This is a genomic window from Streptomyces sp. B5E4 (assembly GCF_039871555.1).
GTDB lineage: Bacteria > Actinomycetota > Actinomycetes > Streptomycetales > Streptomycetaceae > Streptomyces.
Window position 1 is genome coordinate 241,762 of sequence record NZ_JBDPMI010000009.1, and the last position, 24,078, is coordinate 265,839.

Annotated in this window: 18 protein-coding genes; 9 read left to right on the forward strand and 9 right to left on the reverse strand. The window is 69.2% G+C overall.

The window, feature by feature from the left end; translation table 11 throughout:
• Positions 1–146: 146 nt before the first annotated feature.
• Positions 147–1,082, forward strand: coding sequence for an RNA polymerase sigma factor SigJ (gene sigJ / locus ABGA99_RS15345; protein ID WP_347578427.1), 936 nt, complete (start codon positions 147–149; stop codon positions 1,080–1,082).
• A gap of 382 nt (positions 1,083–1,464) precedes the next feature.
• Positions 1,465–2,364: a sigma-70 family RNA polymerase sigma factor gene (locus ABGA99_RS15350; RefSeq protein ID WP_347578428.1), complete on the forward strand. Its 900-nt coding sequence runs from the start codon at positions 1,465–1,467 to the stop codon at positions 2,362–2,364.
• Positions 2,365–2,470: 106 nt separating this feature from the next.
• On the opposite strand, the gene ABGA99_RS15355 is transcribed toward ABGA99_RS15350, so the two are convergent.
• The gene (locus ABGA99_RS15355) at positions 2,471–3,400 is read right to left on the reverse strand and encodes an aromatic prenyltransferase (RefSeq protein WP_347578429.1); all 930 of its coding nucleotides are present in this window, start codon (positions 3,398–3,400) and stop codon (positions 2,471–2,473) included.
• Positions 3,401–3,885: 485 nt separating this feature from the next.
• On the opposite strand from ABGA99_RS15355, the gene ABGA99_RS15360 reads away from it, so the two are divergent.
• The 7 genes from ABGA99_RS15360 to ABGA99_RS15390 all read left to right on the forward strand — a co-directional run bounded on the left by ABGA99_RS15360 (position 3,886) and on the right by ABGA99_RS15390 (position 13,360).
• Positions 3,886–5,916, forward strand: a complete 2,031-nt coding sequence (locus ABGA99_RS15360) for a 4-hydroxy-3-methylbut-2-enyl diphosphate reductase (RefSeq protein ID WP_347578430.1) — start codon at positions 3,886–3,888, stop codon at positions 5,914–5,916.
• Positions 5,917–6,010: 94 nt separating this feature from the next.
• Positions 6,011–7,159, forward strand: a complete 1,149-nt coding sequence (gene ispG, locus ABGA99_RS15365; RefSeq protein ID WP_347578444.1) for a flavodoxin-dependent (E)-4-hydroxy-3-methylbut-2-enyl-diphosphate synthase — start codon at positions 6,011–6,013, stop codon at positions 7,157–7,159.
• 184 nt (positions 7,160–7,343) lie between these two features.
• Entirely contained in the window at positions 7,344–8,879 is a 1,536-nt protein-coding gene (locus ABGA99_RS15370; protein ID WP_347582820.1) for an AMP-binding protein, read from the forward strand.
• Between the two features lie 50 nt (positions 8,880–8,929).
• Positions 8,930–9,235 carry a hypothetical protein gene (locus ABGA99_RS15375; RefSeq protein WP_347580370.1) on the forward strand — a complete coding sequence of 102 codons (306 nt, stop codon included), beginning with the start codon at positions 8,930–8,932 and terminating at the stop codon, positions 9,233–9,235.
• A gap of 350 nt (positions 9,236–9,585) precedes the next feature.
• Positions 9,586–10,740, forward strand: coding sequence for a ScyD/ScyE family protein (locus ABGA99_RS15380; RefSeq protein WP_347582821.1), 1,155 nt, complete (start codon positions 9,586–9,588; stop codon positions 10,738–10,740).
• Positions 10,741–10,881: 141 nt separating this feature from the next.
• A complete protein-coding gene (locus ABGA99_RS15385; RefSeq protein WP_347580372.1) occupies positions 10,882–12,087 on the forward strand; it encodes a ScyD/ScyE family protein in 1,206 nt (401 codons plus the stop codon).
• Between the two features lie 133 nt (positions 12,088–12,220).
• Positions 12,221–13,360: an inositol-3-phosphate synthase gene (locus ABGA99_RS15390; RefSeq protein ID WP_347580373.1), complete on the forward strand. Its 1,140-nt coding sequence runs from the start codon at positions 12,221–12,223 to the stop codon at positions 13,358–13,360.
• 94 nt (positions 13,361–13,454) lie between these two features.
• Here the strand turns inward: ABGA99_RS15390 and ABGA99_RS15395 are convergent, their stop codons facing one another.
• From ABGA99_RS15395 to idi, 8 genes are all read right to left on the reverse strand, one after another.
• Complete coding sequence (locus ABGA99_RS15395; RefSeq protein ID WP_347580374.1) at positions 13,455–15,008, reverse strand: DUF6851 domain-containing protein; 1,554 nt, start codon at positions 15,006–15,008, stop codon at positions 13,455–13,457.
• 121 nt (positions 15,009–15,129) lie between these two features.
• Complete coding sequence (locus ABGA99_RS15400; protein ID WP_347580375.1) at positions 15,130–15,789, reverse strand: undecaprenyl diphosphate synthase family protein; 660 nt, start codon at positions 15,787–15,789, stop codon at positions 15,130–15,132.
• 92 nt (positions 15,790–15,881) lie between these two features.
• Positions 15,882–17,435, reverse strand: a complete 1,554-nt coding sequence (locus tag ABGA99_RS15405; protein ID WP_347580376.1) for a DUF6851 domain-containing protein — start codon at positions 17,433–17,435, stop codon at positions 15,882–15,884.
• A 141-nt stretch (positions 17,436–17,576) separates the two neighbouring features.
• On the reverse strand, positions 17,577–19,121 hold the full coding sequence (locus tag ABGA99_RS15410) for an MFS transporter (protein WP_347580377.1): 1,545 nt from the start codon (positions 19,119–19,121) through the stop codon (positions 17,577–17,579).
• Positions 19,122–19,383: 262 nt separating this feature from the next.
• The gene (locus ABGA99_RS15415) at positions 19,384–20,955 is read right to left on the reverse strand and encodes a DUF6851 domain-containing protein (protein ID WP_347580378.1); all 1,572 of its coding nucleotides are present in this window, start codon (positions 20,953–20,955) and stop codon (positions 19,384–19,386) included.
• 143 nt (positions 20,956–21,098) lie between these two features.
• A complete protein-coding gene (locus tag ABGA99_RS15420) occupies positions 21,099–22,016 on the reverse strand; it encodes an aromatic prenyltransferase (RefSeq protein ID WP_347580379.1) in 918 nt (305 codons plus the stop codon).
• Positions 22,017–22,356: 340 nt separating this feature from the next.
• On the reverse strand, positions 22,357–23,370 hold the full coding sequence (locus ABGA99_RS15425) for a methyltransferase (protein WP_347580380.1): 1,014 nt from the start codon (positions 23,368–23,370) through the stop codon (positions 22,357–22,359).
• A 106-nt stretch (positions 23,371–23,476) separates the two neighbouring features.
• Positions 23,477–24,049 carry an isopentenyl-diphosphate Delta-isomerase gene (gene idi / locus ABGA99_RS15430; protein WP_347580381.1) on the reverse strand — a complete coding sequence of 191 codons (573 nt, stop codon included), beginning with the start codon at positions 24,047–24,049 and terminating at the stop codon, positions 23,477–23,479.
• Positions 24,050–24,078: the final 29 nt, after the last annotated feature.

A 24,078-nucleotide genomic window follows, 5' to 3' on the forward strand; every position in this document is an offset into this window, starting at 1 on the left:
GCGTCCTGCTCAGAGGTTGATGCATGTGTCTCATCAGTACGACAAGGCACGTCGGCGGAATGTGAGGCGTGGGGCAGTGCTTGTGTCCCGGTGGGCTACCTTGGCGAGATGGTCGGGGTGGGTGCGTGGAGAGGACTGGTGACGCGATGACCACCGAGTCGGGGGCGGGGTTCGCGGATTCGGATCCGAGTCTTGGTGTGCTCATGGGTGAGCGGCGCCAGTTGATCAATCTGGCCTACCGGCTGCTGGGGTCGCTTTCCGATGCCGAGGATGCGGTGCAGGAGACCTACGCCCGCTGGTATGCGATGACCAGAGCGGAGCAGGAAGCGATAGAGGCCCCGGGCGCCTGGCTCACCACGGTGACCAGCCGGACCTGCCTGAACCTGCTGAACTCGGCGCGGGTGCGGCGGGAGAAGTACGTGGGCGCGTGGATTCCCGAGCCGCTGCCCGAGCGCACCGCGCGCGCGGGCGGCAGCCACATGGACCCGGCCGACATGATCACCCTGGATGAGTCGGTGAGCATGGCTTTCTTAGTGGTGCTGGAATCGATGACACCGGCCGAGCGGGTGGCCTTCGTGCTGCACGATGTGTTCCGTTACCCCTTCGCGGAGGTGGCCGCGATCGTCGGCCGGTCGTCCGCGGCCTGCCGGCAACTCGCCTCCTCCGCCCGGCGCCGGATCCGCGCCGCCCAGGCCGACGCCACCCCGCGGGACCGGCAGGCCGAGATCGTCAGGGAGTTCAAGCTGGCATGGAAGGCCAAGGACATCGACGCCCTGATCGGGCTGCTGGATCCGAACGCCACCGCGACCGGCGACGGCGGCGGGCTGGTCAGTGCGGTGGCCGAACCGGTCACCGGTGGCCGGCAGGTCGCCGGCGGCTGTGTCGCGCTCGCCGAGCGGGCCCCGCTGACGATCCTGGAGCGCACCGTGAACGGCCAGCCCGGCTTGGTCAGTCAGCATGACGCCACCACCGTCGCGGTCCTGGCGTTCGACATCGCCCACTCCCGCATCACCCACATCTGGGCCGTGCTCAACCCGGAGAAACTCCGCCCCTGGAGCGCCGGGCTGACACCGTCCGTGTGATCTGCCCCCGGGTGGCAATATCTTGCCCCGGCGAATCCCCTGAGCCCGTCCCGCCGCATGAGGATGAGGGACGCGCGCTGGACACATTCGTCTTCTTCACCCCGGAGCGCGTGTCACTCCGGTCACCGGCCCTCTTCTCCGCGACCGGGCGGAACCGTCCCGGCATCGCGGAGACGGGGGCAGGCGGAGGCGCAGGTCACCGCAGTCGCCTTGCGGAGTAAGCTCGTTACCGGCCGTTGTCGACGTCAGCCGCTACCGGCACAGGCGGCAGGCGGCGGGGTGGCACGGCACCGGGTCGGCGGTGGTGGTTCCCGGCTCGTCGTATCGGCGGGTTCCCGCCGGTCACCAAACATGGGAGGCGCCGGTGAGAGGACTTGACCAGATGAGTGATCAGGACTGGCTGGCCGAACGGTTCGAAACCGATCGCCCCCGCTTGCGCGCGCTCGCGTACCGGATGCTCGGCTCCGGCGCCGAAGCAGACGACGCCGTCCAGGAATCGTGGATCCGGCTCAGCCGCTCGCGCACCGACGAGGTGGAGAATCTCAGCGGCTGGCTGACGACGATCGTCGCCCGGGTGTCGCTGAACATGCTCCAGTCCCGCAAGTCACGCCCCGAGGACCTGGTGGACACGGCGGAGGCCGGTGAGCCGCACGGCGAGGCCGCGCCGGCCGACCCGGAGGAGGAGGCGGTCCGCGCCGACTCCGTCGGCGTCGCGCTGCTGGTGGTCCTCGACACCCTCACGCCCGCCGAGCGGCTGGCGTTCGTCCTGCACGACATGTTCGCCGTCCCCTTCGGCGAGATCGCGACGATCGTCGACCGCTCCCCCGCCGCGACCCGTCAGCTCGCCAGCCGCGCCCGCCGCCGCGTGCAGCGGTCCGCCCCGACCAGGACCACGGCCGTCGGCGTCTACGAGGGCAACGCGAGCACCTTCAGGACGGGCAAGTCCGATCTGGCCACCGCGTTCTTCGCCGCGTCCCGCGACGGCAACTTCGAGGCGCTGCTGGCGATGCTCGACCCGGACATCGTGCTGCGCTCCGACGCGACCGCCGTGCAGATGGGCGTCGACGCCGAGCTGCGCGGCGCCGACGCCGTCACCCGGCTCTTCGCCGGCCGCGCCTGGGCACCGGTGCCCGCGCTCATCGAGGGGCTGACCGGGCTGGTCTGGGCGCAGGGCGGCCGTCCGCACCTCGCGTTCCGCTTCACCGCCGACGACGACTCCCGTATCACCGCGATCGACGTCCAGGCCGAGCTGGCGGACATCGACATCGCGCTCGCCATCTAGCGGCGCTGTCCGTGCGGGCCGGGCGGGTGCCGGCCCGCACGGACAGCGCGAGGGCCGGTGTTCCCGTGACGGGAACACCGGCCCTCACTACGACCCCACGGCTCTCCTAGTCCTTGAGCGAGTCGAACGCCTTGAGCAGCTTCCGCTGGACGTCGCTGATCTGGTAGTACGCGCCGAGCTTGTAGTACTCCTCGCGGGGCGAGAGCGTGAGCCCGTAGACGAGGGTGCGTGCCTCGCCCGCGTACGCGTACGGGGCGTTGTTCGCGTACTTCGAGAACTTCGTGAGGTCCTCTTCCCGCTCGGCCGGGGCCAGCGTGGGGTCCGTGCTGATCACGGCGAAGCAGAGCCGCTCGATCTTGCCGGTCTCCCAGTTCAGGGTGGGGTAGACGGAGAACGAGCGCTTCGCGAACTTCAGCCCCACCTCACCGGTCTCCGTCAGCCCCATGTCGCGGATCATCGACTGGACGGACTCGGGCCCGAGGGTGTCGGAGGACAGCTCGCTGAAGTACAGGTTGATCTGCTTCTTCTTGTAGTCGATCGACGTCATCTGCACCTTGTCGAGGCCGTAACGCGCGAACAGTTCGGCGTTCTCCCGCACGCTGGGCGGCATGGAGGGGATCTCGGCGAGCTTCGACGCGGGCTGCAGGTCGTCGGTGGGGAAGAACGCGTACGTCTTCTTGAACCCGCCGGTGACCTCGCCGTCGAAGGCGAACATACTGACGGGACAGTGCTCCTGGGTGTCGGCGAGCAGTCTGCCGACCGGGTGGTCCGTCTCCGGGGTCAGTCCGTGGGCGAGCGCGACGCGGTACGGGTCGCCGGCCTTCGCCGGCACCGAGATGCTGAAGTCCAGCTCCGTCGAGTGGCGTCCGCTCGCCATCGAGAAGACGACCACGGCGTCTTCGAGTACCTCGTGGTACGCCTCCAGAACCGGCCACACCTTTTCCCGTGAGACGGTGATATCCAGCAATCGGGCGGATTCCTCCATGGCTGAATACACACGCTTGACTTCAGCATCTCCGGACAATGGATCCTCCACGTGTCGATCTCGAGTGAGGGGTCGAAATCAGGGCAGATCACCGGCAGCACTATCAGCTGCGCTATACAACTAGCGTCCGCCATCCGACTTGGCCCCCACTGCACAGTCGGTTGTCGCCGACTTGGCGGCCGCTTGGTCCGGGTCGCCGGCGTCTCCGAAGCCGCAGGAGAGGCCGTTGCCCGAGGTGACGACAAGTGGCGTGCGCCAGCTCGCAGTACGCCGCGGAATGAGCCCGGATCGGCCGGGGCGAGCGACGCCAAGTCAATGTCAACTCGCGACATAGTCCCGGCCAAGGTCCCCGGTGATACTCCGGCCCCGGTACGGGGACCGGCTTTCCGTGCTTTAATCGGGTCCCCGCATCCACCCCGCGGTAAGCCCGTCGGCTACAGACGGGCAGGTGAGGCGTGCCCCGGCAGGCCCGTGACAATATGTTGCCCCGCAATGATCCTTGACACTCGCAACCGCGGTTCCGCAGTCTTTTCCATATGGCTACCGCGGTGGAGAACAAGAAGCAACCGGGCGGCAAGAAGCTCATTCTCGCAGAGCCGCGCGGCTTCTGCGCCGGCGTGATCAGAGCCATTGAGATCGTCGAGCGTGCCCTTGAGATACACGGCGCACCGGTTTACGTACGCAAGCAGATCGTCCACAACGAACATGTGGTCCGCCGGCTTGAGGAGCGGGGCGTCATATTCGTCGATTCCGAGACCGAGGTGCCGGACGGGGCGGTGTGCATCTTCTCCGCACACGGCGTCTCCCCCGAGGTGCGCGGCAACGCGGCGCAGCAAAGCCTCCAGGTCATCGACGCGACCTGCCCCCTCGTGGCCAAGGTGCACCAGGAGGCCCGCCGGTTCGCCCGCGACGAGCGGACGCTGCTCCTGGTCGGGCACGCCGACCACGAGGAGATCGAGGGCACCTACGGGGAGGCCCCGGACCGCACGATCATCGTGGAGGACGCGGAGGCGGCCAGGAAGCTGGAGCTCCCCGAGGGCACGCGCGCCGCGTTCCTCACGCAGACCACGCTCTCGGTGGACGACACCGAGGAGATCGTGTCCGTGCTGCGCGAGCGGTTCCCGGAGATCGTCGGCGCCGGCAGCGAGGACATCTGCTACGCGAGCCAGAACCGGCAGACCGCGGTGAAGTCGATCGCCTGGCGCAGCGACGTCGTGCTCGTCGTCGGTTCCGCCAACTCCAGCAACACCGTGCGGATGGTGGAGGTCGCGCAGGCCGCCGGCGCCGAGGCCTATCTGCTGCCGAACGTGGACCATCTGGACCCCGCCTGGCTGGAGGGCGTCCGCACGGTCGGCGTCAGCTCCGGGGCGAGCGCCCCCGAGGTGCTGGTCGACGAGGTCATCGAGCGGCTCGCGACCCTCGGGTACGCCGACATCGAGACCGAGGTCACCGCCAAGGAGACCGTCGTGTTCCGGCCGCCGTCGGGACTCGAACTGCCGAAGAAGAAGGGCGCCGGCGCCGGCGAGGGCCTTCCCGTCGACGACGCCGCCAGGGAGCTGGTCGGCCGCGCCGTCGCGCGCGTCGAGGAGCTGCTGAGCGCCGAACTCGCCCGCTGGCGGGCGGTCGACCCCCGCGCGGCGCTGCCCATCGAGGGCATCGCGGAGCTCATCGCGGCCGGCGGCAAGCGGCTGCGGCCCACGTTCTGCGTCAGCGGCTACCTGGCGGCCGGCGGTGCCCTCGACGGCTCCCCCGCCGAGGACGCGGTCATCGGCGCCGCCGCGGCGCTGGAACTGCTGCACGCCTCCGCTCTGCTGCACGACGACATCCTCGACAACGCGCCCACCCGCCGCGGCGCGCCGACCCTGCACGCCAAGCACGCCGCCGTCCACGCGGACCAGGGCTGGACCGGCGAGCCCCGCCGCTACGGCGAAGGCATCGGCATCCTCGCCGGCGCCCTGGCGTACGGCTACGCCACCCGGCTCGCCGCCGGGCTGACCGGACCGGCCATGGAGATCTGGACGGACCTGGGCACCGAGATGCTCGTGGGCCAGCAGCTCGACATCGCGCTGGCCGCCGAGCCGAAGCCGGACGCGGAACTCGCCCGCTGGATCGCGGTCTGCAAGTCCGGCCGGTACACCATCCACCGGCCCCTCGCCCTCGGCGCGTCCCTCGCCGGGCGGCAGGACCTGCAGCAGGCGTTCGAGGCGTACGGCGTCGCCGCCGGCGAGGCGTTCCAGCTCCGCGACGACCTGCTCGACGCCTTCGGGGACTCCGAGGCGACCGGCAAGCCGGCGGGACTGGACGTCAGCGAGCACAAGATGAACCTCCTGCTCGCCCTCGCCGCCACCAAGGACGCCCGGGTGGCCGAGCTGGTGGCCGAGCGGACGTGGGACATCGAGGCCCTCAGCGCCGCGATGCTCGCGTCCGGCGTGCGCCAGGAGGTCGAGGAGCACATCGACCAGCTCGTCGGGACCGCCCGCAAGGCACTCGAGGGTGCGCCGCTGGCGGATGGCTGGCGGGAGCGGCTGGACCAGATGGTCGAGCACGTCGCGTACCGCGACCGCTGAGCCCCGCCCCGCAGACCGACCCCGAGGGGCCCGCCACCAGTGCCGGCCCAGCACGACAGAACCGAGAGGATGATCAGACGTGGTGGACCTCGGCATGCCCAAGGTGCCCCAGCAGGTGGCTCCCCGGCGGAAGAGCCGGCAGCTCAGACTGGGCCATGACGACCGAGCCGTGCTGGTGGGCGGCGACGCGCCGGTGAGCGTGCAGTCGATGTGCACGACCGTGACGGCCGACGTGAACGCGACGCTCCAGCAGATCGCGGAGCTGACGGCGTCGGGTTGCCAGATCGTCCGTGTCGCCGTGCCCTCGGCCGACGACGCCGACGCGCTGCCGGAGATCGCGCGCAAGTCGCAGATCCCGGTGATCGCCGACATTCACTTCCAGCCGCGGTACGTCTTCGCGGCGATCGACGCGGGCTGCGCCGCGGTCCGCGTGAACCCGGGAAACATCAAGGCGTTCGACGACAAGGTCGGTGAGATCGCCAAGGCGGCGGCGGACGCGCAGGTGCCGATCCGTATCGGCGTGAACGCGGGCTCGCTGGACAAGCGGCTCATGGACAAGTACGGCAGCGCGACCCCGGACGCCCTGGTGGAATCGGCGCTGTGGGAGTGCTCGCTCTTCGAGGAGCACGGCTTCCGGGACATCAAGATCTCCGTGAAGCACCACGACCCGGTCGTGATGATCAATGCGTACCGCAAGCTGGCCGCGGCCTGCGACTACCCGCTGCACCTCGGTGTCACCGAGGCCGGCCCCGAGTTCCAGGGCACCGTGAAGTCCGCGGTGGCCTTCGGGGCCCTGCTGGCCGAGGGCATCGGCGACACGATCCGGGTGTCGCTGTCGGCGCCGCCGGCCGAGGAGGTCAAGGTCGGCGCGGCGATCCTGGAGTCCCTCGGGCTCAAGGAACGCCGCCTGGAGATCGTCTCGTGCCCCTCGTGCGGCCGCGCGCAGGTGGACGTCTACAAGCTGGCGAACGAGGTGACCGCCGGGCTCGACGGCATGGAGGTCCCGCTGCGCGTCGCCGTGATGGGCTGCGTCGTCAACGGTCCCGGCGAGGCCCGCGATGCCGACCTCGGCGTGGCGTCGGGCAACGGCAAGGGGCAGATCTTCGTCAAGGGGAAGGTCGTCGCCACGGTGCCGGAATCCAAGATTGTCGAAACGCTTATCGACGAAGCCATGCGTATTGCCGAGGAAATGGAAGCAGACGAAGACACGCCTGTCGGTACGCCGCAGGTCATCACTCCCTGAGCCGAACGCCCACCCAGTGGAATTGCAAACGGAGAATCGCCAAGTGGGCGCCAAGTCGTTGGTATGTGGTGGCCAAGCGGTGTAACCGATGCTGGGTGGGCGTGGTCTCGGGGCGGCACGTTGTGCGGATCTGTTGGGAGTTTCGACGCTGGTATGGGTGGAGGGCCTTGTGAGCCGGAGTCCGATGCACAAGCGTGGTTTGTATATAGGGGTGCTGGCGCAGCGGGCCGCGGTGAAGCATGGTTCGGTGTTGCTGACTTTGGATCATGATTTGGATGTGCTGCCCGAGGCGGGGCGGCGTGTCACGGTGAGTGAGCTCGCTCACTATGTTTCGGATCTTGCTTCCCGGTTGGCGGCGGCGGGGGTGCGGGCGGGGGAGCATCTGGTCGTCTACAAGCGGCCGAACTTCGATTCGTGGATTCTGGGTACGGCTGTTGCTCGTCTGGGTGCGATTCCGGTGATGCTGTCCCCGGCCCTCGACGCGCCGACGGTGGCGGCGCTGATGCAGCGGTTGGGCCGGCCGCATCTGCTGACCGATGAGGCGAAGCTCGGTCTCCTCAAGGGCGAGGATCTGGATGGGCTGACGGCTTCGGTGATCACGGTGGCGTCGTTGGGTGAGTTGGAGGATTCGCCTGCGGTGCGGCCGGTGTTCACCGGTCTGGATGAGCCGGCGATGATCACGCATACGTCGGGGACGACGGGGTTGCCGAAGCTGGTGGTGCACACCGCGCGGACGATGCGGACGCGGTTGCGGCCGCAGTTGTTCATGCTGGGTGTGATGCCCCGGCGGGAGACGGTCGCGATCAGTATCCCGTTCGTGCATTCCCGGCTGTTCGCGGCGATGGCGCTGGTGTTGTTCAAGGGCATGCCGACGCTCCTGGTCAACAACCATGATCCGGAGGATGTCGCGAAGTTCTTCCTGAAGAACCGCCCGGGTCTCATCGAAGCCCTCCCCAACAGTTTCCTTGCGTGGGAGGGGCTGGTGAACGACCCGCGCAGGCCGTTCGCGTCGGTCAAGTACTTCTCCTCCACCTTCGATGCGATCCACCCGCGGACGGTGCGGCGGCTGCTGGACGCCTCCCGCCGCCGCTCGCCCCAGTTCTTCCAGATCTACGGCCAGTCCGAGGTCGGCCCCGCGGTGGGCAGGCCGTACTACCGGCGTCATGCGCGGGAGATGGACGGGCGGTGTGTGGGTTTCGCGCTGCCGGGCAGTGCGAAGGTCCGTGTCACCTCGCAGAACGGCAGGCAGGTCTCGCAGGACAATCCGGGGTTCATCGAGGTCCGGTGGGACGGGATCGCCAAGGCCTACCACGGTGAACAGGACCGCTACGACGAGAACGTCAACCAGGGCTGGTGGCGCACCGGCGACGTCGGTTACCGCACCCGCCTCGGCTGCCTGCACATGCTCGACCGGGAGATCGACACCATCCCGGGGGTGGGTTCCAGTCTGGAGATCGAGGACGCCGTGCTGGACCGTCTCGACGAACTCGTCGAACTCGCCGTCGTCCTGGGCCCGGGGAAGAAGCCCGTGCCGATCGTCTGCACCCGCGGTGACGAGCCCGTCGACCCCGAACGCTGGCGCCAGGCCACCCACGACTACCCCCAGCTCGCCGAGCCGGTCCACATCCCGATGGCCCAGCTCCCCCGCACCGCCACCCTCAAAACCCGCCGCGTCGAACTCACCCGCATCCTCCACGACAAACTCCAAGAACAACCCTGAACCCCCGCCGCCCTGATCGGCGGCGTGCGCGTTTACCAAGGAGAATTCCCATGAGCGTCCGCATGTTCCGTGCCGTGATCAAGGAAGACAAGGTGGAGACCGCGGAGAAGGCCGCGAAGGAACTGTTCGCGGCGATCGAGGAAGCGAAGCCCGAGGGCGTGCGCTATTCCTGGTGCAAACTCGCGGACGGGCGGACTTTCGTTCTCGTGGTGGACCTGGAGGATGACGAGAAGAACCCGCTCCTCACCATGCCCGCTTTCCAGGAGACGATGAACGGCCTGAAGAACGAGTGGATCACGGAGCCGCTGTCGCTCGAGCCGATGACATCCCTCGGTTCGTACCGCCTTTTCTACTGATTCCACCCGGACGACCGCATCGCCCGCCGCGGCACCGGCATGTCCACGTCCGCGGTCAGGGATTTCCACGTGCGGGCGAGGGCGGTCATTCACGGGCTCACCTTCCCGGAACCACGTTCCCGGATGCGGAATGAGCCATCGGCCACGAGCCGTACGGTCGCCACCCCGCGGGGTGGGTGGCCGCGGCCCGGCGCCAGTTGAACACAAGGTCCCCATCAAACGCGTTTAGCCGATGCTCATTGCGCCGCCGGCTGTTTCGACGTGCGCCGGACGGCTTTGGCGAGGAGTTGTCTCTCCACGCGTCTTGTCTGGGTGAAACAGAAACAGCGAAACGGAGGGAACAGGCGAAGATGCGTAGTCTGAAGAGGTTCCGCATGCCGCTCGCCGTCGCGGCGGCGACAGCGCTCGCCGGTGTGGCAGCCGGGCCGTCGGGTCCGGTGGCGGCGGCGGAGAAGGGCTCGGGCACGCTGTCCGGCGACGCTGCGGTCGAGGTGATCGCGAAGGGGCTGCACTCGCCCCGCGACCTGACCTGGACGCCCGAGGGCAGGCTTCTCGTCTCGGAGGCCGGCGGCATCGAGCAGCTCTGTGACAACGCCGACATCATGACGGCGAAGTGCTTCAGCACCACGGGCGCGATCACCGACATCACCGACGGCAAGCCGAAGCGGATCATCGAGGGTCTGGCCTCGAACGTGAACAACGCCGAGGTCGTCGGCCCGAACGCGATGGTCTACTCCGGGGGCAAGCTGCACATCCTGCAGGCCGGCCACAGCATCGGGCTGCCGGGGTGGCTGCCCCGCGACCTGAGCCACACCCTCAAGAGCCAGTACGGCAGGGTGCTCCAGGTCAAGGGGAAGAAGGTCAGGGCGGTCGCCAACCCCGGTGCGGCCAGCTACAAGTGGATGCATGAGAACCCGGACCTCACCTCCGAGGACCCGACGGCCAACCCCGTCTCGCTCGCCGCGAAGCCGGGCGGCGGCTTCTACTACGTGGACGCGGCCGCGAACATCCTCGGTGAGATCGACCGCCGGGGCAACGTCAAGGTCCTGAAGTGGTTCCCGAAGGCCCCGAACGGTTCCGACGCCGTGCCCACCTGCGTCGACGTCGGCCCCGACGGCGCGGTGTACGCCGGGCAGCTCACCGGCTTCGGCAACACCGGGAACAAGGCGGCCAACATCTACCGGTACGACCCGAAGACCGGCGAGCTGAAGGTCTGGGAGAGCGGCTTCGCCACCATCTCCGGCTGCGGCTTCGGCGCCAACGGCGACTTCTACGTCACCCAGTTCGACAAGACGGGCTTCCCGCCCCCCGGTGACCCGGAGGGCGTCGTCGTCCAGATCGCCAAGGACGGCACCCGCACGGTGCTGGGCGAGGGCAAGCTCTTCGCTCCGCAGGGCTTCCTGGCGGGTCCCGACGGCTCGATCTACGTCGCCAACAACACCGTGTGGTACCCCGTCGGCACCACCAACCGGTGGGACCAGGGTGAGGTCGTCAAGATCGGCTGATCCCGGCCGCCGACCGTAGTGGAAAGGCTGTCGTCGACCGGGCGACCGGTCGACGACTTCCTTGCCGCGGCGGCCGGCCCCCGGCCGAGCACGTGGTCACCCAGCAGAACCTCACCCCACTCAAGAGGAGATGAGAGCTCGATGCGACGTCTCGCAAGATGGCGGATGCTGCTCGCCGCGGCAGCGGCGACCACGCTCGCAGGTGTGGCGGCCGGATCGTCCGGACCCATGGCCGCGGCCGCCGACCACGGCAGGGGATCGGGCACGCTCGGCAAGGACGCCGAGGTCAAGGTGGTCGCGAAGGGGCTGTACTCGCCGCGCTCCCTGACCTGGGGTCCGGGCGGCCGGCTGCTGGTCTCCGAGACCGGTACGCCGCCCTTCACGGCGCCGTCCGAGTGCAACATGGTCTCGGAGGAAATCGTCTTCGAGATGAAGTGCTTCGGCCACACCGGCTCCGTGGCCGACATCACGACCGGCAAGCCGAAGCGGATCGTGAAGAACCTGCCCTCGGCACTGAACCTGCAGGACATGATCGGCCCGAACGGGCTGGTCTACGACAAGGGCCGGCTGTACACGCTGCAGGCGGGCTCGCCGAAGGCCCTCCCGACCGACCCGTGGCTCTCCGACGGCCTGCGGAACAAGCTCAAGCCGTACGTCGGCACCCTGCTCGACGTCACCAACCCGAAGAAGCCCCGGGTGGCCGCCCGGCCGGGTGCGGCCGACTGGGAGTACATCCAGGAGAACCCGGACCCCACGCCCGACTACGACGTCACGAACCCGTACTCGCTGACGCCCAGGAAGGGCGGCGGCTTCTACTACGTGGACGCCGGGGCGAACGTGCTCGGCCAGATCGACCGGTGGGGCAACGCCAAGGTCCTCACCAGCTTCCCGCTCAGCCCGGCCGGCTCCGACGCCGTACCCACCTGCGTCGCCCAGGGCCCGGACCGCGCGGTGTACGTCGGCGAGCTGACCGGCCACGGCAACTCCGGCGACGAGGGCGCCAAGGCCGCCAAGGTCTACCGCTACGAGCCGTGGAGCGGTGACCTGGAGGTCTGGCAGCGGGGCTTCAGCGCCATCTCGGGCTGCGGCTTCGGCAAGAACGGCGACTTCTACGTCACGCAGTTCACCTCGACCGGCTTCCTGCCGACGCCCGACGACGACGGCGGCAGCGTCATCCAGATCGGCCGCGACGGCACCCGCACGGAGCTGGCCAAGGGCAAGCTGTTCTTCCCGCACGGCTTCCTCGCGGGCCGCGACGGCTCGGTCTACGTGACCAACAAGAGCCTGTGGTGGCCTCCGGGCACCACCGGCGACTGGGACCAGGGAGAGGTCATCAAGATCGGCTGATCGACGACCGGGCGTCCGTCCAGGGGCCGGGCCGTGGCTGCCAAGCCGTCGGCCCGGCCCTCGCCCGTGTCCGCCCGAGTGGTGCGCGGTACGCACCGGTTCTCATCCGCAGTGTCCGTAACGGAGGGGTCTCATGCGAGTTGGCATCTGGTTCATCGGCGCCCGCGGTTCGGTCGCCACCACCGCCGTGGTCGGAGGGCTGGCGCTGCGCGCCGGTCTGACAGAGCCCGTGGGCTGTGTGACGGCCCACCCGGACCTGGCCGCCGACGCGCTGCCGGGCTTCGGCGACCTGGTCTTCGGCGGCCATGACGTGAGCACCGGCACGGTGGCCAAGAAGGCCGAGCAGCTCGCCACCGCCGGCGTCGTGCCCGCCCGGCTCGTCCACGCGCTGGAGGCGGACCTCGCCGCGGCGGAAGCCGAGTTGCGGCACGCGCCCGTCGGCGGCACCCAGGCCGAGACGGCGGCCGCGATCGTCGCCGACATCGAGGCGTTCGCCGAGCGGAACGCGCTGGAGCGCGTCGTCGTCGTCAACGTCGCCTCCACCGAGGCCGCCGCCCAGCCGCACCCCGCGCACGCGGACCTGGCGGCGCTCGACGCGGCGCTCACCGCCCCCGGCCGGGTGCTGCCGCCCAGCTCGCTCTACGCGTACGCGGCGTTCACCGCCGGCTGCGCGTACGTGGACTTCACCCCCTCCACCGGCGCGCGGCTGCCCGCGCTGGACGAACTGGCCGCCGCGCGCGGCCTGCCGTACGCGGGCCACGACGGCAAGACCGGCGAGACGCTGCTGAAGTCGGTGCTCGCCCCGATGTTCGCGATGCGCAACCTCGCGGTCCGCTCGTGGTCGGGCCTGAACCTCCTCGGCGGCGGCGACGGCGCCAACCTCGCCGAGCCGGGCGCCAACGCGGCGAAGTCCGTCAGCAAGCAGCGCGTGCTGCGCGAGACCCTCGGCTACGCGCCCGAGGGCGACACGCACATCGACTACGTCGCCGACATCGGCGACTTCAAGACCGCCTGGGACCTCATCACCTTCGGCGGCTTCCTCGGCACCCCGATGCGGCTGCAGTTCACGTGGGAGGGCTGCGACTCGGCGCTCGCCGCTCCGCTGGTCCTCGATCTGGCCCGGATCTCCCTGGCCGCCCACGCGGCGGGGCGCACGGGCCCGCTGACGCCGCTGGCCTTCTTCTTCAAGGACCCCCTCGGGGACGGCGACCACGCGCTGCACGCCCAGTGGGCGGCGCTGCGCGCATTCGTCGCCGGCCTCGACGGCCGCTGAGGATGCGTCGTACGAGGTGAACGGCCGGGCGGGTCGCGGTTGCTGCGCGCCCTGCCCGGCCGGTCCCGGCGTGACCGTCACCGCGGTGGCGCGGTCAGTCCCTCACCTCGCCCTTGATGTACTTCTGGACGAACTCGTACGCGAGGTCGCCGAACTGCGTGCCGAACTCCATGGACCTCTCGACGGTCGTCTTGAAGTGCACCCCGGCCCAGACCCGGCTGTAGCCGCAGTCCTTCACGAAGTCGCTCCAGTCGGCGTAGTGCAGCTCCATGTCCGTGGCGGGGACGCTCCCGTGCTCCGTCAGCGTCCAGCCGGCGGGTATGGGCCAGGTCAGGTCCAGGCGGTCGTCGCCGAGGAAGCGCCGGGCGGCCTGCGCCTCGGCGGCGCACAGCGTCGTGGAGCCGGACGGGTAGTCGGGGTGGTCGCCCACGGGGATGTAGCTGGTCCACTCGTTGGCGGGCATGTCGTGGACGGTCCCGATGCCCGCCCCGCCCCAGGCGGACACCTTCTTCTTGCCGTACACGTGCCGGATCGCGCTGAACGGCCGCGGAGCCTGGTACTTGACCTTGTAGTACCAGGCGGCGATCAGGTCCTCGACCTGTGCCAGCGAGCTCGTGTAGATCAGGTGGACCCAGTTGTCCAGGTCCAGATCGTGGGCGATCCCGGCGGCCTTCGTCGACTGGCCGATGCCGAGGAACTTGTTGTCGAAGAACTCCGCCTTCACCTTCCTCTCGTCGTCGAGGCCGGCGGAGGCTTCCAGGATGTCGTCCACCGAGCGCTTGAAACGGCGCGGGTCGGTGTGGTCGAGGTGGTCCGGCGGGGCGAGCGGGAACTGGCTCGGGTGCCGGTAGGTGTCCGGCTTCACCAGCCCCATCTGCGGGGTGACCATGTGCTGGACGGTGAAGATGCCCTTGTCGCCGGGGCCGCCGCCGACCCGGCGGCGGTGCGGGGTCCTGGCCGGCTGCCACTTCGACGGGTTGACCAGTTCGTAGGCGGTGTTGACGGGCTCGAAGCCGGTGTAGTCCTCAAAAGGCTGCCCGTGATATTTCCGGCCCTCGTCGCCCAGAAGGTTCATGCCGTCCCGCGCGCTGGCCCTGAGGACGCCCTTGGCGGCCAGGTTGCCGATGCCCACCGGGCTGCTGGGGTCCGTCGACTGGTCGTCGGGGTCCAGTCCGAGCGTGGTCATGAGCTGGTGGAAGGTCGCCGCCCGCTCCTTGAACACCGAGCCGAACACCACGTTCGCGGCGTGCAACGCGGCGACGTTCTTGTTCCGGTTGGTGTTCGACTCGCTGGCGGGGCGCCGGGGAATGCGGCTGTGCCTGCCGACCGCGGTCGGGTGATAGGGCGCCAGCGCGTCGAACCACGCGGTCATCGTGAGATGGGTGAGATAGACGAGGACGGTCGCGTCCATCGGGCCGAGGGGCTCCTCGGACGGGTTGGCCGCCGTGCTGAGCAGATCCCGGTGGAAGTTGCCGGTGTCGAAGTCGAATTCGATGGCGGCGGCCGGCTTCGCGGCCGAGGCGCCGCCCTGGCCCGCGGCGGCGGTACCCGTTCCCAGGGTCGCCAGCGCCGCGGTCGAGGCACCGCCGAGCAGCAGGGACCTGCGACCTGGTGAGAAGCCTGCGGGGGAGGAATGTTCGGACGTCATCGTGTTCTTCCTTGTCCCTAGCGAGGATGCATGGCACGACTCAGGCGTGGCCCGACCGGGGTCGGACCACGCCTGGGAGACCGGTGTCGGCCGTTTTCCGGCCGACTGGTGCTGTGGTGCTTTACGCCGGGTAGTTCCCGTAACGCCGTTCCCGCCTGCGCAGGTCGTTCAGTGCGGTGTCGAAGTCCGCTCGCGTCATGTCAGGGAACAGAACGGGAGAGAAGTGCAGTTCGGCGTACGGGGACATCAGCGGGAAGAAGGACGACATCCGGATGGCGCCGCCCGTGCGGATGAGGTAGTCGACCTGCTTCGGGACGTAGGCGTTCTCGGCCAGGATCTCCTCGGTCAGCTCGGGGATCTTGCCGTTGAGCCTGTTGAAGAGCTGGACGACCTCCTCGGTGAGGGACATGCCCATGATGTAGTGCAGCGTGAAGCCCGACTCCTTGTTGGACTCGTCCCGCAGGTTCTCCAGCTCGGTGAGGTACTTCTTGGGCACCAGGTCGAGCGAACCGGTGAAGTCGAACCTGCAGTTGTCGTGCGTGCGCCGCGCCACGTCGTTGAACGCGACCAGGAACGTCGTCACCGCGGGCTCGGGGCGGCTGAAGTTCGCGGCCGAGGAGGTCGTGATGTACAGGGTCGTGATGCCGTCTTCCCTCGCCCAGTCCATGAACTCGACGAGCTTGTCCGCCATCGCCTTGTAGCCGTCGTCGAGCGAAACGCCGTTCGCCTTGGACCAGCGGCGCATTCCGTCCGGCAGCAGCATCAGGTTGGTCACTGTCATCCCCTTTGGTGGCGTGGTCGGTGTGTCGGATGGTCGTGCGCACGCGGGAGCGTGAAATGGCCGGAGGTCGTCCGGCGCATCCTGCTGCGGGATCAGTCCTCGACGTCGCCCGAGACGTGCCGCTGCACGAACTCGTGGGCCAGGTCTCCGAACTGCTTGCCGAACTCCACCGACCTCTCGGCCGTCTTCGTGAAGTTCACGCCGCCCCATACCCTGCTGAGGGCGGCGTCCCGGACGAACGTGGTCCAGGTGGCGTAGTTCAGCTCGACGTCGCGGGCCGGGACCAGCCCGGGTTCCGTCAGCGTCGAGCCGGCCTTGAAGGTGTACGTCCACTCCAGGACGTCGTCACCGAGGAAGCGCCGCGCCCCCTGCGCCATGGCGGCGCACAGCGCGGTCGAGCCGGACGGGTACTCGGGGTGGTCGTTCACGGGCACGTAGCCGGTCCACTCGTCGGCGCGGAGGTCGACCGTCCCCTTGCCGGGACCACCCCACGCCCGCACCTTCTGCCTGCCGTACACGTGCCTGACCGCGCTGAACGGCCGGACGGCGTCGTACTCGTGCTTGAGGTGCCAGGAGGCGATCAGGTTGTCGAGCTGCGCCACCGAGCTCGTCATGTACAGGTGGACCCAGCCGTCCAGGTCCAGGTCGTGGGCGATCGCCGCGGCCCTCGTCGCCAGCAGGATGCCCTGGTAGTTGTTGCTGAAGAACTCCGCCTTCGCCTTCTGCTCGTCGGTCAGCGCGGCGGAGGCGCCGAGGATCTCGTCGACGGCGCGCTTGTAGCGGCCCGGCTTGGTGTGGTCGCTGTGGTCGGGCACCGCCAGCTCGAACCCGCCCGCGTCCCGGAAGGTGTGGCCCTCGACCAGCCGGAGCTGCGGGGTGGCGAAGTGCTGGACGGTGAAGATCCCCTTGTCGCCGGGGCCGCCGCCGACGCGGCGCCGGTGCGGGGTCCTGGCGGGCTGCCACCTCGACGGGTCGGTCAGCTTGGAGGCGGTGTTCACCGGCTCGTAGCCGGTGTAGTCCTCGAAGGGCCGGCGGTGGTACTTCCGGCCCTCGTCCCCGAGGAAGTTCATGCCGTCGCGCTTCCGGGCCTCGACGGCGGCCTTGCCGGCCAGGTTGCCGATGCCCACCGGGGTGGCCGGGTCCTCCGACTCGTCGTCGGGGTCCAGACCGACCGCCTCCAGCAGGCCCCGCAGGATGTGCCCCCGCTCCGCGTAGGTGACGCTCACCACCTGGTACGTGGCGTACAGCCCGGCGATGTTCTTGTTCCTGTCGGTCTCGGACTCGCCGGCGGGGCGGCGGGGGAGCCGGGTGCGTACGCCGATAGCGGTCGGGTGGTAGGGCGCCAGCGCGTCGAACCAGGCGGTCTGCATGATGTCCTGGATCCAGAAGATGAGGGTGACGTCCGCGGGGCCGAGGTCCTGCGTCTCGCCGCTCGAGTCGCCCGCCACGGTGAGCAGGTCCCGGACGAAGTTGCCGTTGTCGAGGTCGAAGGCGGGCGGCGGCTCCGCCGCCGGGTCGCCGGGCGCGGCGGCGGCCGTGCCCGTGTGGCCCAGGGCGGCCGTCGCGGCCGCCGAGCCACCGCCGAGCAGCAGCGACCTGCGCCGGGGTGAGAAGCCGGCGACGGAAGAGCTTCCGGACGTCGTCATAATCTGTTCCTTATCGACTGTGCGCCGCTGGAGATGACAGGTCAGCCGGTGGACGTGCCCGGCCCAGGCGAAAGCGGCCGGCGATACCCGGATACACCGGTATCACCAGCCGCTTGAGCTGCAGTTGGGGCGCAGTACCCCTCAGGATGGTGCGGTCTTCGTCTCCTCGGTCAGATCCTCGGACTTCTCGTCCGATTTCTCCTCCTCGGGGCCCTCCGCGGGCGTGGGCAGCGGGCCGCCGCGCAGCATCAGGCCGGCGACGACGGCGCCGACGGCGAAGAGGGCGGTGCACGCCCAGAACACCGTGGTGTAGCCGTCGATCGCCGCGAGGTTGAGCTGGTCCGCCGACGGCTGCCCCTGCACGTTGCTCTCCAGCCAGTTGCTCGTGGCGGTGGCGGCGATCGTGTTGAGCAGGGCCGTGCCGACCGCGCCGCCGAGCTGCTGGCCGGTGCTGACGCACGCCGAGGCGATCCCCGCGTCCCTGGGCTCCACGCCCGAGGTGCCGGTGCGCAGCGCCGCGGCGTAGATGAATCCCATGCCGAGGCCGACCACCATGAGCGGCCCGAGCAGGTGGGTCACGTAGCCCGAGTCCACGCCGATCACGGTCAGCCAGGCCATGCCGAGCGCGCTGAGCAGCAGACCGAAGGTGATCAGCGGCCGGGGACCGTGCTTCGGCATCAGCTTGATGGCGCCGGCACTCGCTCCCAGGGTCGTGCACACGACCATCGGCAGCAGCGCGACGCCCGAGGTGATCGCCGAGTACGCGAGGTTGGTCTGCATGTAGTAGATCAGGAACAGCATCACGCCGAACATGCCGGTTCCGACCAGCAGCACCGTGAAGTACGCCCCGCTGCGGTTACGGTCGAGCACGATCCGGGGCGGCACCAGCGGGTCCGAGGCACGCGTCTGCGAGAACGCGAAGACGACCAGCAGGACGCCGCCGAGCGTGAGGACGCCCCACGTCGAGGTCGTGCCCCAGCCCTCGTCCGCGGCGTTGGCGAAGCCGTAGACCAGGCAGAACATGCCGATCGACGCCAGCACCACGCCCGGGACGTCCAGCCTGGCCCCGGTCTTGGGCTCCCGCTGCATCAGCATGACGCTGCCGACGAAGGCGACCACGGCGAAGATGAGGTTGATGTACATGCACCAGCGCCAGTTCAGCGCGGAGACCAGCGCACCGCCGAGGATCAGTCCCAGGCCCGCACCGCTGGCCGCGACCGCGCTGTAGATGCCGAAGGCCTTGGCCTTCTCCTTCGGGTCGTGGAACGTGGTGGCCAGCAGGGCCAGACAGGCCGGCGCCAGCATCGAGGCGAAGGCGCCCTGGCAGGCGCGAGCCGTCACCAGCATCTCGAAGTTGGTCGCGGCACCGCCGACGGCCGAGGCGCCGGCGAAGCCGACGAGGCCGATGAGGAAGCTCTCCTTGCGGCCGATGATGTCGGACAGCCGCCCGCTGAACAGCAGCAGGCTGCCGAACGGCAGCGCGTACGCGGTCACGATCCACTGCCGGTCGGAGTCCGAGAACTCCAGCGCTTCCTGCGCCGACGGCAGGGCGAGGTTCATCACGGTCAGATCGAGGCCGACCATGAGATAGGCGGTGCAGATGACGGCGAGGATGAGCCACCGCCGTGGATCCCCGAGCGCTTCCGAGCCCGGCCCGCCCGCTGGGGCTGCGCTCCGTGTTTCCATGATCATCTCCTGGTGCCATCGGTCGTACCTGGGGGGTGTCACACATAAGACGGGCACGGTGGGTCGGCGCGTGACATGACGATCGATCGGAACCGGCCAGACTTGCGGGGGTTCGGCGGCAGTCGACGCCTCCCGGTGCCCCCTGCCGGCGGGGGCCTCCCGGCGCGTCCTCGCTGTCGCGCGTGCCGGGAGCCCTCGTCTGCATGCCGATGTGCGGCGGCAGGCGGCGGCTCCGGAGAAGGCGCCTGCCGCCGCGGTGGGCTCAGTCCTCGACCTCACCCCTGATGTGCTTCTGCACGTACTCGTGCGCCATGTCGCCGAACTGCTCCCCGAAGGCGATGGACGTCTCGATCGTCTTGCTGAAGTGCACCCCGCCCCACACCCGGCTGGTACCGCACTTCTGCGTGAAGTCGGTCCAGGTGGGGAAGTGCAGTGCGACGTCCTTGGCGGGGACGATGCCCGGCTCCGTCCGCCCGGAGCCGGCCGGGAAGGTGAACTTCCAGTCCAGCTCGTCGGAGCCGAAGTAGCGCCGCGCGCACTGGGACGCCGCGGAACACAGCGTCGTGGAGCCCGACGGGTACTCCGGGTGGTCGCCCACCGGCAGGTAGCTGAACCATTCCTCGGCGGGCATGTCGTCGACGGTCCCCACGCCGACGCCGCCCCAGGCCTTCACCTTCTTCTTGGCGTACACGTGCCGGATCACGGTGGCCGGCCGCGCGGCGTCGTACTTGACCTTCTGGTTCCAGACGGCGATCAGCGGGTCGAACGTCGCCAGCAGGTGCTCCAGGATGAAGTGGGCCCACCCCTGCACGCCCAACTCACCGTTCTGGTCGTGCTTCCGTGCGATGACCAGCGCCGAGTGGCCGATGCCCCAGATCTTGTTGTCCATCACCTCCGTGATGACCTTCTGCTCGTCGGTGAGCGAGGCCGACGCCTCCAGGATCTCGTCCGCCGAGCGCTTGAAGTCCCTGGGCCGGGTGTGGTCGACGTGCTTGGGCGGCGGCACGGTGAAGTCGCGCGGATCGTCGAAGATGTGCGGCTTGACCATCCGGATCTGCGGGGTGACGAAGTGCTGCGCCACCCAGATGCCCAGGTCGCCGGGACCGCCGCCGACGCGGCGGCCGTTGTGGGCCTGGAGCTGCGGCTGCCAGCGCGAGGGGTTGACCACGTCGAAGGCGGTGTTGACCGGCCGGTAGCCGGTGTAGTCCGCCCAGGGCCTGGGGTTGTACCGGCGGCCGCCCTCGTAGCCGAGGAAGTTCATGCCGTCGTTCTTGCGGGCCTCGAAGACGGACTTGCCGGCGATGTTGCCGATGCCGACCGGGTTGGCCGGGTCCATCGAGTCGTCGTCGGGGTCCAGGCCGATGCCGGTGAGCAGGTCGCGCATGGGCTTGACCCGGCTCGGGATCACCCGCTTGACCAACTGGAACTGGGAGTAGATACAGGCGATGTTCATGTTCCGGTTGGTGGCGGACTCGCTGGACGGGCGGCGGGGAATCCGGGAGTGCACACCGACCGCGGTCTCGTGGTAGGGCGCCACCGCGTCGAACCACCCGAGACCCGTCAGGTGGTTGATCCAGAGGAACACCGTCACGTCCATCGGGCCGAAGATCTCCGATGAGGGCGAGATCCCGGCGCCGTCGTCCTCGGGCTGGAACCACTCGATGTAGTTGTCCTTGTCAAGGTCGAACTCGGCCTGGGCCGCCTTGCCGCCCTCGGCGGCGACGGCCGTGCCGGCGTGACCCAGGGGGAGCAGCGCCGCGGCGGAGGCACCGCCGATGAGCAGCGACCTGCGCCGCGGGGAGAAGCCTGAGACAGGAGAATGTCCGGTCGTCATATGCCTTCCTTGTCCTTGAGAGGGGATTCCTTGCACACCCGAGGACACGGCCCGTCGGAGACGGGCCGTGTCCTGGAGATCGAGGGCCGGCTCAGCCAGTCGTGGCGGACAGGGACAACGGGGGCGGGTCAGGTCCCCGGGGATCATCCCTGTTCTTTGTGCGTCTCCATCAGCCGGACCGGTTCGTATCCGGCCGAGAGCTGGTAGTAGGCACAGACGTCGATGAATTCCCCGTCGGGGAACCATTTGACGCCGAAGAGGTTCAGACGCTCGCCGGGGTACGCGTGCGGCGCGTTCCTCGCGAACCGTGCGATGTGCGGCTCTATGGGCGCGGGCACCGCCGCCGGGTCCAGGCCGCGGCCCGGCGGCGGGGCGAAAGCCACCCGCACGATCCGCGACGCATCCCAGCGGAAGGTGATGTTGGCCCGCATCGACCTGCTGGCGAACTCCAGCATGCCCTCGTCCGCGTCGTGCAGCCCGAGTTCGCGCAGCATGGCGCGGAGCGCGCTCGGTTCCGGACGGCCGTCCGGGGTGAACTGGAAGTACAGATTCATCGTCTGCCGCTTGTAGTCGACCCCTACCATCGCCACTTCGTCCAGGCCGTAGCGGGCGAAGAGGCCGGCGTTGTCGGCCACGGCGGGCGACACGGACGGGACCTCGGCCAGCTTTGCCACCGGCTGCAGGTCCTGGGGGAAGTGCGCGTAGAACTTCTTGAAGCCGCCGGTGACTCCGCAGTCGACGAAGTGCTCCCTGATGGCCCAGCGCCCCTGCAGGTCGGAAAGCAGGGAGTGGACGGGATGATCCGTCCTTTCGATGAAGCCGTGCGCCAGTGCGTGGGGGTACGGGTCACCGAGTTCCGGCGAGGCGGTGAAGCTGTAGTCGAGTTCTCCCGCGTGGCGCCCGCCGGTCTGCAGACTGAGGACCAGCAGGGCGTCCTCGATCGACTCGCCGAATGTGCTCAGAAGTGGCCAGACCTTGTCACGGGCACAAGGCACACCCACTAATTGAGCCGACTTTTCGATGGCCGAGTACACTCTCTCGAGCTCGACAGCTCCGGACATGATGCGTGCGTCCTCCCAATGGTGAACGTGAGCGCGGATACGCGCGGGGAATCCGGACGGTGGGACCGGCCGTTCCGGGACATTTCCCGGTCGGCGTCGGGGAATGGGGTCGAGGACACCCGGCACCGTCGGTGTGAAGACGCGTCAACGCCCACAAGGGCGGACTCCATCGGTGCAATCATATGTATAGGTCCTTCACCCCTGGTCGTCAAGGCCCCGGCGAGCCTGCGCCACCCGGATGCGGCGGCGCCGGTCCGTGTCCTGCCGCGATGCGCGACAGCACCCGGACCGGCACCCGGTGCCCGCGCCCGGATCGGCGACCCGGGCCGGCACCGGTCGATCATCGAACCTTTGTCGCGCAGAGGAGCGCCGGTACCGGGATGACGTCCTTCGGCAGCTCGGCGGGGTCCTTGGCGATCGCCTTGGTCACCTTGAACCCGCATTCCTCCAGCCAGCTCCGGTAGACCGACATCTTCTGCGGCCCGCCCTGGCCCATGGTGCAGCCGATGAAGAAGGCCGGGAAGAAGTCGACGTTGTAGTTGTCGGTGTCCGTGAGGTTCTCGGGGTACACCGGCACGAGCACGTTGACCTGGCCGCCGACCGGCAGCGCCCGGTTGACGCCTTCCAGGATCCGGATCACGTCGCCCTTGTCGAACATGTCCAGGAAATGCTTGATGAGCACGACGTCGAAGCCCCGGGGAATGTCCTCGAAGACGTTGCCGCCGACGAACGCGCAGTGTTCCGCGACGCCGTGCGCCCGGAAGTTCTCCAGGGCGTCCCGCTCCTTCTCCGGCAGGTCGAAGGTCGTCACCCGGAGCCCGGGAGAAGCCTTCGACTCGTAGGCGTGGATCGCCCCGAGGCCGGTGTTCCCGGCGAGGTCGAGCACCTGCGCGCCCGACGGTATGTCGACGTTCCCGAAGAACCAGGGGTCGATGTTGGCGGTGACGTTGTCCATCAACGTCCCCCAGGACTCGCGGAGATCCCTGTGCTCGGCGACGGCGTCGTACATGGTTCCCTCGGCGACGCCGTAGAACTCCTTGAGGCCGACGAGGGTGCCGGTCCGTGCGCTCTCGGTGAGGTGGAAGAGCTGCCTGAGCGCGACCACCTTGATCATGTTCATGTAGGTGAGCGCACGCTTGAGGTCGCGCTCGGGAACCTCGCCGAGCGCGTCGAGGGTGTAGGTGCCGGTGGCCTCGTCGCGGGCGACGAAGCCCTCCTTGATCAGCAGGAACAGAAGCTGCTCCACGGCCTCCGGCTTGGCGCCCACCGCGTCGCCGAGGTCGGCGGCGGTCATGCCGGGCTTGTCGCGGAGCGCGTCGATGATGCCGAGCTCGAAACAGGACAGCAGAGTCATAAAACGGGTGGGGCCCACCATGTAGTCGCGGATGCGTGCGAGTGTGGCTCCTTGTGTCATTTCACTGGCTCCCTTCGAGTTGGTCGTCTCCCCGCAGACGGCGGCGCTACCTGGTGGCGAGGCCGGCGGCCTGCGGCAGGCGGTCGGCGGCGTTGGTGGCCACCGCGAGCACGCCGCCCAACCAGGGCGAGTAGTGGTCCGGATGGGCGGCCAGGTCCGCCCGCAGCTCCTCCGGCGTGACCCAGCGGACGTCGGCCACCTCGGCCGGGTCGGGTTCCAGCGGCACGTCCACCGGGACCAGCCCGACCACGACGTGGTCGTACTCGTGCTCGACCCGGCCGGTGTGCGGGTCCTCGGCCCGGTAGAGGTACACGCCGGCGTCCTGCAGCGGCACGCCGGGCAGCCCGATCTCCTCGATCAGCCGCTCGCCGGCCGCGTCGAGGACGCCCTGCCCGGGCGCCGGGTGGCCACAGCAGGCGTTGGCCCAGCGCAGCGCGAACCGGGTCTTCACCGCGGCCCGCTGCTGCAGCAGGATGCGGCCCTGCTCGTTCAGCAGCATCACCGAGTACGCCCGGTGCAACCGGCCGGGCGCCGTGTGTGCCTCGGCGACCTGGAGGGAGCCGAGGGCGGTGCCGCCCGCGTCGACCAGCTCCACCAGTTGCGATTCCCGCGTAAGCATGACGAAGTCACCTGCCTCCTGTGATGAGT